The following is a 12,594-nucleotide window of genomic DNA, read 5'->3' on the forward strand; positions in this document are numbered from 1 at the left end:
TCATGGTACAAACAACGGCAGCGGTTATCTGTGGCGAGAAAGACGTTCAACTAAGAACCTTTGATTTGCCAAGTATTTCAGCCGATGAACTTCTGGTTAAAAACATTTCAAACAGCATTTGCCTATCCACTTACAAAGCAGCATTGTTGGGTAGCAAACACAAACGCGTCCCTGAGAACATTGATGAAGTGCCAGTGATGACGGGTCATGAATACGCAGGTGTGATTGTTGAAGTCGGTGAGAACCTAAAAGACCAATACAAAGCAGGCGATTACTTTGTACTGCAACCAGCAATGGGTTTGCCTAGTGGTTACTCTGCGGGTTACAGCTACGAAACCTTTGGTGGCAACGCAACGTATTCCATCATACCTAAAATCGCTATCGATTTAGGCTGTGTGCTGCCTTACCACGGTGACTACTTTGCAGATGCGTCTTTGGCTGAACCAATGTCATGCATCATCGGTGCTTACCATGCGAGTTACCACACTACGCAATACGTGTACGAGCACGATATGGGCATCAAAGAGGGCGGAGCATTAGCGCTACTAGCGTGTGCTGGCCCTATGGGGATTGGCGCGATTGACTACGCGATTAATGGTCCGGTGAAGCCAAAGTTGATTGTGGTAACAGACATCGACGCCGCACGTTTGGACCGAGCAGAGTGCTTAATTCCGGTTGAGAAAGCAAAAGAGCAGGGCGTTGAACTTTATTACGTGAACACAGCTCAAGTCGATGACCCTGTGACTTATCTGAAAGCGCTGAACGATGGCAAAGGCTACGACGACGTGATGGTGTATGCAGCGGTATCGCAGGTGCTAGAACAAGCCGATGAGCTGTTGGGTAACGATGGTTGCTTGAACTTCTTCGCAGGCCCTACCGATAAAAAATTCAAAGTACCGTTTAACTTCTACAACGTGCATTACGAATCAACGCACATTGTGGGCACATCTGGTGGCTCGACTGGCGATATGGTTGAATCTATCGACTTGTCTTCACAAGGTAAGATCAATCCATCGTTCATGATTACGCACGTTGGTGGTCTGCAAGCTGCGCCACATACGATTTTGAATCAGTTGGATATCCCGGGTGGTAAGAAGTTGATTTACCCACACATTGACCTGCCATTGACCGCGATTGATGATTTCTTATCGTTGGCAGACCAAGACCCGTTCTTCGCCGAATTAGACGCAATTTTGAACGCGAATAACTATGTGTGGAACGCACATGCAGAAAAAGCGTTACTTGAGTTTTATGACGTGAGCTTAACGGTTTAGTTGCAACGAATTTGTGTGGTAGCCTTTGCGCTGCCACATAATGGAGAGGTCATAATACGTTGTCACGTGAAGACGAACTACTGGAGAAACTGGACGAGTGCGAAAATGCCACGGCGTTTCTTCAGGTTTCTAACAAAATAATTAACCTCAAGTTAAAAGCATTACTTCCGAGCGTGTTCGTCCAAGACGATCTAGTGAAGGAGTATGCTGTGGATCCTTTATTGAAAGAAGATGGTCCGTTGGTGACGACCGATGTGGTATCGAAGCTGATGTTTGCGATGGGCAAAATCTCTTTGGAAACTTACGCCGATATCGGGTTGTACGATCAGGTGTTGGAGTATGTGGTTAGCCAACCGGAGAAAGTCGAATTCGCGGATGACGTGATTTATGACTTCATCAAAAACCAAGCGGTACTCTCTTCTCAGCAAGACAGCTTTTATCTTGAGTCGATCAATCAGCTTAAGTTCTCTTCGTTTGAGTCCTTTTCGCAAATGAGATACGAATCTCTCATCAAAACAGTGTTGAAGCTGTCGTGTGAAATGTTGATAGAAAGAATCGAAGGGGAGATCAATCAATAAGGGTTCACCATGAAAGTGAATTTAAACGTCAGTGGTTTTGAAACCGAAGCTACCTTTCCCGATGCAGACGTAAAGCGAATCCATCAACCTCTTATCGAAAAATTTACCCGCCTATATCATGAGAAACAGGAACGTATTGTCGTGTTCTTGTGTGCCCCTCCGGGCAGCGGTAAGTCCACCCTTGCTGCGTTCTGGGAATACCTCTCTGAACAAGATGATAACCAAGAGCCACTTCAGGTTCTGCCTTTTGATGGTTTTCACTACCCGAACGAAATCCTCGACAGCAACACCATTGAACGTAATGGTGAAATTGTTCCTCTGCGCAGCATTAAAGGCTCTTACGAGACGTTCAATCTCACTGAGCTTATCGATAAGCTGAAACAGCTTAAAGTGAAAGACAGCAAATGGCCTTACTACGACCGCAACTTACATGATCCGGTTGATGATGCCATTCAGGTTAACCGCAATATTGTCGTCGTCGAGGGCAACTGGTTGTTACTAGATGAACCAGTATGGAAAGAGCTGCATCGCTTGGCCGATTTTACGGTGTTTATTGATACTCAAGCGGAGTTTCTACAAGAGCGTTTAGTCAATCGTAAGATTCGTGGTGGCACAGACCCAGAAGCCGCCTTGGAGTTCTACTTGCGTTCAGATGCGGTCAACGTTGATAAAGTATTGAATCATTCGATTCCTGCAGATTTATCGTTGTTCCTCAATCAAAACGGTTCGTTCGAAATTCGATAGTTCGTCCACAATCTCAGGAGGTCACCATGGATATCGTGATTGATAGCCACACCCATACTATTGCCAGTGGACACGCTTACAGCACCATTTTAGAGAACGCATCGTCTGCTAAGAATAAGGGGCTAAAACTTCTTTGTACCACCGATCATGCTCCCGAGATGCCAGGAGCCCCTCACTACTGGTATTTCAACAATCAAAGAATTTTGCCCCGCTTTTTACACGATGTAGGTATTCTCCGTGGCGTAGAAGCCAACACGCTGAATGTTAAAGGGGAGATAGACTTACCACCGTCCTCTGACCAACATCTTGACTGGGTGATTGCGAGTTTCCATGAGCCCGTTTTCAAGCCCGCGACCGAAGCTGAGCATACTGCGGCCCTGATCAATGCGATTAAAAGCGGCAGAGTGGATGTTCTTGGTCACTTAGGTAACCCAAATTATCCATTTGATATGGAGCAAGTGTTGCGCTGTGCCAAAGAACATGATGTTGCAATTGAAGTTAACAATACATCTTTGACAGGCAAAAGCCGCAAGGGCAGTGATTCTCGTTGTGATCGCATTGTCGAGCTCGGCAAAGAGATTGGCGTTTACTTCAGCACAGGGTCGGATGCTCACTTCTGTGAAGAGATCTCCAAGTTAGACTTGGCAATTGCTTTGCTGGAGAAACACAATGTGGATGAAGAGAAGATACTCACTACGTCGACAAGCAGATTCTTGAACTTCTTATTACTGAGAGGTAAGGCGAGGATTCCAGAGTTCGAAGCGCTCTATTGAGAAGCGAGTAACTCAAACGACAATCTACGAACAAACATAAACCCGCAGCGTGCGGGTTTAGTTCGTTTTGGATGAGACATAAAGCACTACAACGGGGATTCCACCACAACAAACTTACGTTCGGCCCTGAGTGGCGCAAACCAAGTATTTTTGTATTTGAAATAGCTCTGTCCGTCGACGACGACCGTTTCTTTCGTGTGAGGCAGTGAATCTACGATCTCTCCAAGCTTGTAAGGGCTAGGCTCAGGTTTGGTCGCCGGAACAACGTGGGTGACTCGCGGCGCGTTCGAACTTGGCGAAGAAGACACAACTTTCCCTGACGACGATGGCGCATAGTTTGACGACGTTGAGGAGGACGTAGTGATGGTGTTTCCATTCACAATCGTGTAGTTACCACTTGGCGGGTAACGGACGTAATCATAGCGGTCTCCATTCCTGCGGTAATACGAGTCTTGAACGATTGCATAGGTGATGCCGGCAAAGATGGCGAAGGTCGCTATGCCTACGAGATCGCTATGATAATAGTAATAACGTCCACGATAAGGTGGATACCAATACCCCGGTCTCACATAGATAAACGACGAATGATAGCGAGGTGGCCTAACGACATAAGGTGGTCGGTGGTAATAGGGTGGTCTGTAGTAGGGCGGACGGTAATAAGGTGGCCGATTATAGTGGGGCGGCTTGATTGGCCTATGAGGGCGATTCACAGGACGCAAATCGTGTTTGTTACCCGGTTGCGTGATCGGCTTTACTGCGGGCTTCACTTGCGGCTGTGCAGACAGGCTTGTTGCCCCTAGCAAGCAGAGAATGGCGGTGATCATGACCCAGATGCTTCTCATAATGCATTCCCCCATGGTTGGAGTACCGAAGCTCTAATCTTTAAGTTTAGCTCACCATAACTTTGTTTGACTGAGGAGTCTAGGGCACGACTTTATGTTCTCGTTGAGCTTTTGCTTTCGTTGGCTTTCTGTTCTAACACCAAGAAGATCAGCTTAGTCAGCATGGATTGTGCCTCTGGTGACAGTAATCTCGCTGCTGAGGCAACATCGCTTGCAGAAATGTTACCGACCCCTCTAGCATCGAGGGCGACATCCAAATCTGTTAGGTTGAGAGCCCGCAGAATGGAGCGATATTGGGAGAGTTTTAAATCCGATTCGCCTCTCTCAATTCTTTGGTAAGTCTTTTCGCTCATCCCTGCGACTTTTGCCATTTGCTCACGCGACATACCTCTCTCTTTGCGTCGAGCAATCAGTACTTCAATCAGTGGGTCTACATGCATAGGCGCTCCTTAAAGGACAGTTTTGTCCTGAAGCACGCAATATCCGGACCAGTTTAACCACCTCGTATTTACCCAAGTTGATATAGCGATAAGAATGACGTTCCACAAAAAAATTACTAAATTTCAGTCAGTTTCAGAAAATGGAAAAATATCAGCTTTATAAATCAATTTCTGGTGAAGTAGGCATTCGCAAAATGCAACGCGTTTTAGAACAATTGCTTGATGAAATTCGCAATCGCAGCCGTGATAGTCGCTTGGATATGACATGGTTAACCCGAGAATCACAGAAAAGGTTGATGAAGTATAAAGAGCTGTTTTTGCATCGATGCGATCTTGACCAGACTGAGCTGAATCAAACCTATGAGAATTTGAGCCTGATAGAGCGCTTAGTGGCAGATATGGGTGTTGCAGCACTCACTTACATCATTGACGCACTTGACAAGGAAATGTGATCGGTTGAAAGCGTTGCTCGTTGTAAAGCATGGATAACTGTAAAGTATGGAGAGCTGTAACAACATGAACGAGCGAAATCCCACAAAGCCAATTGTGTCAAATAAAAGCACCGAAGGAATTTAAAGAAAGGATGCAAATGCTGGGGAACCAAACCCAGCATTCGGAACACTCATTTACCTATATTTTCGAACCGTAAATCAGTGTTTAGAGGTATGTGAACCGAAACGTGTCGGTACGGAGCGAATAATAACGATATTGCTGAATCTAGGCTATGTTCCGGGTTTCTAACACCTCTCAACAAAGTGTACATTTTCATGTACACCTCAAAAATTGAGCGTCATAGCTCACTTCTTAAGCTTTATAACAACAAAAGGCTAAATAATCGGCGGTTTTACAACATATCTGTTGCATCAACTGATAGTTGTTAAAATATATGGCTATAAGATGGAGCTTTTGCTTTTCAATCGTCCTATTTATGCCTTACAATCCTTTCGAACCAAATCCATTCAGCAGAGAATGGGATTGACGAAAATGGATGTGCTGATTTTGCTTCGAACCCAAAGTGAGACATTCCGTTAATCGAACTCTGCCCGGAAATGATTCCCTACATCCCCAATGTACTCAGACAGGATAGATCCGTCTTGAGTCTAGGCTTCTTGCATCCTGAATTGGTGTTTAGCATCGAATTCATTGGCTGCAAAGTAGGGCGTTTCCGTAGATCGTGCTTCGAACCAAAAGCAGGATAAGTCAAAACAAAACGGATTAAATTTAGAGGTATTAACCGTGAACCTAAAACTTGTCGGCAGCTCCCTGATCGTTGCAGGTACTGCTCTTGGCGCTGGTATGCTTGCTATACCAATGGTGCTTGCTCAATTCGGCCTCCTTTGGGGCACTCTTCTTATGCTGTTCATCTGGGCGGGTACAACTTACGCTGCACTTCTTCTATTGGAAGCAAGCTGTAAAGTAGGTGGTGGCGTTAGCATGAACGCGATTGCTCGTGAAACCCTTGGTAAAGGCGGTCAGTTTGTTACTAACGGTCTTTTGTACGCGCTGCTTGTTTGTCTTTTAATGGCGTACATCATCGGTGCTGGTGACTTGGTACAAAAAGTGACTGCGTCAATGGGCCTACCACTTTCTACTATTTCTAGCCAAGTTGGCTTTACCGTTTTGGTTGGTCTAATTGTATCGGCGGGTACCGGTGTGGTTGATAAGCTAAACCGTGGCTTATTCATCGGTATGATTGTCGCGCTTGTTCTTACACTATTTTCTCTTGCGCCAAACGTGTCGTTTGAAGGTCTGAGTGAAGTCGTGAACGCAGACAAAATGGCACTGATCAAGCAAAGTTCAGTTCTGTTCACAAGCTTTGGCTTCATGGTCGTGATTCCTTCTTTGGTGACTTACAACAAAGAAGCGAGCAAAACCCAACTGCGCAACATGATCATTGTTGGCTCGACGATCCCTCTTGTGTGTTACCTACTGTGGTTGTTTGCAGTAGTGGGTAACTTGCCACCACACGAACTTATCCAGTTCTCAAACGTGTCTGAGTTGATCTCTGTTCTTGGTCAGCAGTACACAGGTCTTGAGTTCATTCTGTCTATGTTTACTGGTTTGGCACTGCTGACGTCTTTCTTGGGTGTGGCGATGGCGCTTTACGACCAAAATGCAGACCTTCTAAAAGCAAGTAAGCCAGTGGTATTCGTGACGACGTTTATTCTGCCGTTGCTTGGCGCGGTATTTGCTCCAGAGCACTTCTTAGCGATCCTTAGCTACGCAGGTATCATCCTTGTATTCCTAGCGGTGTTTGTTCCACTATCGATGACCATGAAAGTGCGTCGTGTACCTGTAGAAGACAACAGCGTGTACGAAGCTGGTGGCGGTGCGATGGGTATGAGCATGATCTTCCTATTCGGTTGTTTCTTGCTGTTCGCTCAAGCGGTATAAATCGACTTTACGAACACACAAATTGAATCTAGAAAGCCGCTTGCCCATAACTGGTCAAGCGGCTTTTTTGTGCAGAATTGTTAGTGCTGCATCAACGGCGTGTATGGCCTGACCGTTGCCTGATAAATCGTGATGATATTTGACCTTGAGGTGAAACTGTCTCGCCACAGGTTGACATGGCTTGCGACCACTCTCTTTATGATGACTAACAAGTTATAAAGTAAAGGGGAACCGAGTGTCGAAGCGATTTTCTTTCACAGTCGTTGGAATGATGCTTTCTTTGGGGATGTTCAGTGCTGAAGCAATGGCACACCCTAAACATCACCACAAACACGGACATCATCACGGACATCACCACCATCATCATAAGCACAAACATAAGCATAAACACAAAAAGGTTGTGGTGGTGAAGCACAAGCGACCGAAGCATCACTACTACCATTACAAACACATTCCACCACGTAGCACCTATATTCAGATTGGCAATTTTACCTACCTAAAAGTGGATGACTTTTATTACAAGCGCTCGAAAGATCGCTATATACATGTGGTCTTGTAAGCAAACAAAAAACAGCGAGCACTTTGGCTCGCTGTTTTACTTGTTGGGTGATGAAATTTGTTCTGGGTTAAAGAGGAGAAGTTAGACCGTAAAGCGGTTTAGGATCTCGTCTTGCTTACGAACATCTTCATGTTGGGCTTGCATTGCATCGTTGGTGCGGTTCGCTGAATCAGCAACTTGGGTCGACAGATCTTTAATGTTAACCGTGTTGTTGTTGATTTCCTCCGCTACCAAGCTTTGTTCTTCTGCTGCTGATGCGATCTGCAAGTTCATATCAGAGATACGTTGGATCGCATCGCGAATACGTTGCAGGGCGTCGTTGGCGTGTTCTGCTTTCTCTACCGCTTCTACTGCGCTGCCTTTACTTTGGTGCATAGCACTAGCCACAGAAGAGGCGCCAGATTGAAGCTGTTCAATCATGCTGCGGATTTCGGTCGTGGATTCTTGAGTACGTTGCGCCAGAGTACGAACTTCATCCGCTACGACTGCAAAGCCGCGACCCGATTCACCTGCACGTGCTGCTTCGATTGCTGCGTTCAGTGCCAGTAGGTTGGTTTGGTCTGCGATGTCGTTGATTACTTTTAGAATCGTTTCGATGTTTGCCGTTGCTGACTCAAGACCTTGCACTTCCTCAACTGCTTGATCGATGCTGTCTGAAAGCAGGTTAATCGTCTCTGTAGACTCATTCACGATAGAAGAACCTTGCACCGTTGCATCGTCTGCTTCTTTCGCTGCACTTGCCGCGCCTTGTGCGTTGTTCGCAACTTCTGTCGCAGTCACTGACATCTCGTGCATTGCGGTTGCGAGCTGTTCAAGTTCTTGCAGCTGAGTTTGAATCGCAGAAGCCGAATCACGAGCGCCTTCAGCGGTGATTTGCGTACCACTTAGGATCTGATCAGAAATGCTCTTCGATTCGATGATTTGATGCTGCAAGTTCTCCATAAAGGTATTAAAACCTTTCGCGAGCTCAGAGAATTCTTGATCGGTATTGGTATCCAAACGCTGTGTCAAATCGCCTTTGCCTGATGCTACAGCTTGGATCGCTGTGTTTAGCTCATCAAGAGGGCGCATCAAGGTACGGATAAGGATAGTCAGCGCGATGATAGAGGCAATAACGGCAATCAATGAGTAGATGATTGCGCTATTACGCAGCTTACCTACCGCAGCATAAGCAATGCTCTCGTCTACAACCGCGCCCACATACCAGTTCTCGCTCGCGATGTGCGTTAGGCTGACCATATATTTGTCGCCATTCATCTCGATGTGCTGAGCGCCAGACGTTAGTGATACTTGCGGTAGGTAGTTTGATAGCTTCTCGCCGTTGTATTTTGCTTCTGGGTGCGCAATGGTTGTGCCATCCGCAGTCACTAGGAACAAGTAGCCAGCATCGAATAGGTTTACTTGGTTGACCAAGTCAGAAAGGGTGGTTAGCTCCATATCGTAGAACATGGCTGCTAAGAACTGGCCAGCTTCACGCACTGGTGTACCGATAGAGATGATCACTTTCTTAGAAGACACATCCACGTAAGGGTCGGTGACAACAAGTTTGTTTTCTGCTTTTGCTGATACAAACCAAGGGCGAACACGAGGATCGTAATCAGGGCCGGCTTCCCAACCGTCATCGTTTTCAATCACGAATCCGTTGCTGTCGTAAGCATAACCGATGGCCAAGAAGCTTGATTTTGGCATTGGCTTCTCTAGCACTTCTTTCACGTAATCGTGGTCGCTTGGGTTAATTTCAAGAATCTCAGTCATGGATTGAGCGAGTTCTTTTTTAGCGTTCATTTCGGATTCTACCGTGTTCCCCACACTGGATAGGATCTCACTCACACTGGTGTCGATGTTTTCTTCGATCTGTGAACGAATAGTCATCACTTGTTGTGTCGACAGCAATGCCACAGTCACAAGCAATAAAATAGAAGAGGCGGTGACAACCTTATGTCTGAATTTCATACTTTTCCCTCTCGAGTCTCCCGGCTGGTTTACCCTGCTTGCACCTCTTTTTTATCGGGCACATTCGGCAGAAGTGAACACATTATTGTGTTTGTTATTTTTGTTATCGACAGATTTATCAGAAACCTGAAGGCTAATTACGACTTTTGTTGGCGAAACGAGAACAAAAAGCCGCTTGTTTTATAAAGTTGTGAGATTGATCTAATTTGTTGAACTTCGTCATCAAACTGTTAAAAACATAAGAATAGTATCATTGAGCCTTATAGAAACAAGTCTGAGTTGTTGGTTTTCTGCAATTTAAATCAATGAATTTAAAGTTATATTTATAACTTATGTGTTTAAAGTGAGGCTATTCGAAAGCTGAATACATAAGGGGAGATGTGACAAAACAGGCGGGAAATTGCAAAACGAGTCAGCAGATACAAAAAAGGCCCCGACAGAGCGGAGCCTTTGTAAGATGTATGATTTTAGAAAATTAAATGAGCTATACCGGCAATAACTGGTAGCGTAATCAGCGTACGTAGAATGAAGATAACGAACAGTTCTACGATGTTTACTGGAATCTTACTACCTAGAAGCAGTGCGCCCACTTCTGACATGTAGATAAGCTGAGTAACTGACATAGCTGCAATCACGAAGCGAGTCATCTCGTTGTCGATTGATGCCGCTAGGATCGCTGGGATGAACATGTCCGCAAAGCCAACTACGATAGTTTGAGATGCTGCCGCTGCTTCAGGGATTTGTAGCAATTCTAGGTAAGGGATAAATGGCTGACCTAGGATTTCGAATACCGATGTGTATTCAGCAATGATCAGCGCAACAGTACCAAGACCCATAACCACTGGCAGTACGCCAAAGACCATGTCGATTGCGTTGTGTACGCCTTCTTTAAATACTGAGCGTACTGAAGTTACTTGACCAGCACGTTTTAGTGCGAGATCCATACCCCAAGAGAAAGTTGTGTGACCTGCAGGTACTGCGTCTGCGTCTTTCTTAGGCTCACTGCCGTCCATGTAGCGGTCTTTCTTTAGGCTCAATGGTGGAAGGCGAGGAATGATGATCGCTGCGATAACACCTGCCAAACAGATTGCGCCGTAGAAAGGCAGGAATAGGTGCTCTAATTGAACCTGAGCAAGTACCACCAAGCTGAACGTAATAGATACCGCAGAGAACGTCGTACCTACAACCGCTGCTTCACGCTGGGTGTAGAAGTTGTTTTCATACTGTTTACTGGTTAGCAGGATACCAACACTACCATCGCCCAACCATGAAGCCATACAGTCGATAGCACTACGGCCAGGAAGGTTGAATACAGGGCGCATTACTTTACTTAGAAGTGCACCGAACAGTTCTAGTAGACCGAAGTTAAGAAGTAGAGGCAGTAATAAGCCTGCAAAAATAAATACCGCAAACAGTGTTGGTAGAAGACCAGTAAGCACAAGGCCACCAGTGTTTTCTTCCCAAATCGCTTTTGGGCCCACTTGGAAGAAAGTCATCAGTACAGCTGCGCCACCAATTAGGCGAACCATTAACCAAAGTGGAGAAGGATTAAATAGGCCGTTCAAGAAACCATTACGTAGGATTGCTGCTGGCTTGAAAATTTTGCACAAAACAGAAGCTATAGCCATGAAAGCAACAATAGCGGTCACGATCGCAATTAAGGTATCGCCAAGAACCGCAGGAATGACTTTTGCCATTACCGCAACAGGGATTGTCAGGCCGCCATCGTAAGAGATTGGAGCCATGAAAAGTAGAAGACCGATCAGGGATGGGATGAAGAACATCCAAAAGTTGCCCTTAGGCGCTTCAGCAGCATTGGTGTTGTTATGCATTTTTTGTCTCGTGTTACTACTAGTCAATACTCGCCATATTCCATGACATAAATATTCACTAAACATCCGTATTTAATCACAGTGTGCGGAGATTACCCGCAAACTGTATCCTTTGCAATACTATTCATTAAATACATCTAGTTATTCAGCCGTTTTTTCGGTCAATTGAATCAAAACCAGAATCTTGTATATGAATTTGTTGCTTGTGTTAGAAAATTGTAGCACGCAAGCCCCTCTGAGCAGCTTGTTAAACGGCACAGTGTGACCAAAGCAATAAAAAGCCTAGCAAATGTGATTCGGATCTCAAGGCGAAAGCGGTGTTTTCTCCCAGTAGTGGCACAACTTTTAAGGGATTAAAGAACAAATAGCTGAATCAGAGCAATCGAAGGGATTCGTTTAAAGCAGAAAGAGATAGGTGAGAGAGTAAAAGAGTGACGGCTTAAGTCGAATGCTTAAACCGTCGTATTACATTTAGGCTGTTTGATTGCGATTGAGTAGGTACAAGTAGCACCAATATGCGATGGCAATAACAAATGCGAGAAGTGCAGGGAAGGCCAACGCATACAGTTCATAAACGTTAAACAATGCCGCACCAGCAGTACCACCTAACAAGAAACCTAAAAAGATAAAGATGAACAGCTTGGCTTTACGTCGGTCAAATTGACGACCACGTAAGCTCTCTCCAATCATAATACCTAGGTCGGTAATGATGCCGGTCATGTGCGTTGTTCGTACCACAGCGCCACTGAAAGTGGTTATCATCGCGTTCTGCAAACCGCATGCAGCAGAAGCAAGGTACTGACCATATACATTGCCTTGTACCAAAAAGCCTAAGCTCAACAGTAGCAAGCTGCCTTCAATACAAAGTGCAACACCGTAACGGCGGCCAAGTTTAAGAGCGCTACTTTCAATAAAGAATCCGCTAAACGCAGAGCCAATTAAAAAGCTGAATACAATAAAGAGCAGGTGGATGGTTGAGTCCACACCTGTTAGTAAGCTGTTCCCTAGCTGAGTTACGGTTCCGGAAAGATGCGTTATCGCTTGATGTTGAAAGCCGAGAAGACCCACGGCATTGACGCAGCCTGCGAGAAGAGCAAGCAAAAACGCGCCATATTCCACCCAACGAGGAAGTCTGGAAATCACAATAAAACCTCACCAAATGTTAGGAGCAGATTATAGCGCTCGTGGCGCGGAACGAAAGTACT

At 45.5% G+C, this 12,594-nt stretch carries 12 protein-coding genes; 7 read left to right on the forward strand and 5 right to left on the reverse strand.

Translation table 11 applies throughout. The annotated features are described in order from the left end of the window. The first annotated feature begins 2 nt into the window (after positions 1 to 2). Genes H735_RS14490 through H735_RS14505 form a run of 4 tightly spaced genes read left to right on the forward strand, consistent with a single transcriptional unit; the run spans position 3 to position 3,369 of the window. On the forward strand, positions 3 to 1,274 hold the full coding sequence (locus H735_RS14490) for a zinc-binding dehydrogenase (RefSeq protein ID WP_020194776.1): 1,272 nt from the start codon (positions 3 to 5) through the stop codon (positions 1,272 to 1,274). Between the two features lie 59 nt (positions 1,275 to 1,333). After that, the gene (locus H735_RS14495; RefSeq protein ID WP_005435522.1) at positions 1,334 to 1,852 is read left to right on the forward strand and encodes an MltR family transcriptional regulator; all 519 of its coding nucleotides are present in this window, start codon (positions 1,334 to 1,336) and stop codon (positions 1,850 to 1,852) included. Positions 1,853 to 1,861: 9 nt separating this feature from the next. After that, positions 1,862 to 2,596, forward strand: a complete 735-nt coding sequence (locus H735_RS14500) for a nucleoside/nucleotide kinase family protein (RefSeq protein WP_020194777.1) — start codon at positions 1,862 to 1,864, stop codon at positions 2,594 to 2,596. 26 nt (positions 2,597 to 2,622) lie between these two features. After that, positions 2,623 to 3,369 (forward strand): phosphatase, encoded by a 747-nt coding sequence (locus H735_RS14505; protein WP_020194778.1) that lies wholly within the window; start codon positions 2,623 to 2,625, stop codon positions 3,367 to 3,369. A gap of 86 nt (positions 3,370 to 3,455) precedes the next feature. Here H735_RS14505 and H735_RS14510 read toward each other — a convergent pair whose 3' ends face one another. After that, positions 3,456 to 4,211 carry a hypothetical protein gene (locus H735_RS14510; RefSeq protein ID WP_042980034.1) on the reverse strand — a complete coding sequence of 252 codons (756 nt, stop codon included), beginning with the start codon at positions 4,209 to 4,211 and terminating at the stop codon, positions 3,456 to 3,458. A 92-nt stretch (positions 4,212 to 4,303) separates the two neighbouring features. Continuing rightward, positions 4,304 to 4,651, reverse strand: a complete 348-nt coding sequence (locus H735_RS14515) for a helix-turn-helix domain-containing protein (protein ID WP_009706181.1) — start codon at positions 4,649 to 4,651, stop codon at positions 4,304 to 4,306. 140 nt (positions 4,652 to 4,791) lie between these two features. Between H735_RS14515 and H735_RS14520 the strand changes: the two genes are divergently transcribed. From H735_RS14520 to H735_RS14530, 3 genes are all read left to right on the forward strand, one after another. Further along, positions 4,792 to 5,103, forward strand: a complete 312-nt coding sequence (locus H735_RS14520) for a hypothetical protein (RefSeq protein ID WP_020194780.1) — start codon at positions 4,792 to 4,794, stop codon at positions 5,101 to 5,103. A 784-nt stretch (positions 5,104 to 5,887) separates the two neighbouring features. Then, on the forward strand, positions 5,888 to 7,045 hold the full coding sequence (locus H735_RS14525; protein WP_009706178.1) for an amino acid permease: 1,158 nt from the start codon (positions 5,888 to 5,890) through the stop codon (positions 7,043 to 7,045). 235 nt (positions 7,046 to 7,280) lie between these two features. After that, complete coding sequence (locus H735_RS14530; RefSeq protein WP_027726582.1) at positions 7,281 to 7,604, forward strand: VPA0510 family protein; 324 nt, start codon at positions 7,281 to 7,283, stop codon at positions 7,602 to 7,604. 81 nt (positions 7,605 to 7,685) lie between these two features. Here H735_RS14530 and H735_RS14535 read toward each other — a convergent pair whose 3' ends face one another. The 3 genes from H735_RS14535 to H735_RS14545 all read right to left on the reverse strand — a co-directional run bounded on the left by H735_RS14535 (position 7,686) and on the right by H735_RS14545 (position 12,532). Further along, positions 7,686 to 9,557 (reverse strand): methyl-accepting chemotaxis protein, encoded by a 1,872-nt coding sequence (locus tag H735_RS14535; RefSeq protein WP_020194782.1) that lies wholly within the window; start codon positions 9,555 to 9,557, stop codon positions 7,686 to 7,688. Positions 9,558 to 10,024: 467 nt separating this feature from the next. After that, positions 10,025 to 11,389, reverse strand: coding sequence for a YjiH family protein (locus H735_RS14540; protein WP_005435537.1), 1,365 nt, complete (start codon positions 11,387 to 11,389; stop codon positions 10,025 to 10,027). 471 nt (positions 11,390 to 11,860) lie between these two features. Next, positions 11,861 to 12,532, reverse strand: a complete 672-nt coding sequence (locus H735_RS14545; RefSeq protein WP_005435539.1) for a YoaK family protein — start codon at positions 12,530 to 12,532, stop codon at positions 11,861 to 11,863. Between the last annotated feature and the right edge of the window lie 62 nt (positions 12,533 to 12,594).

It is taken from the genome of Vibrio owensii CAIM 1854 = LMG 25443 (genome assembly GCF_000817815.1).
GTDB lineage: Bacteria > Pseudomonadota > Gammaproteobacteria > Enterobacterales > Vibrionaceae > Vibrio > Vibrio owensii.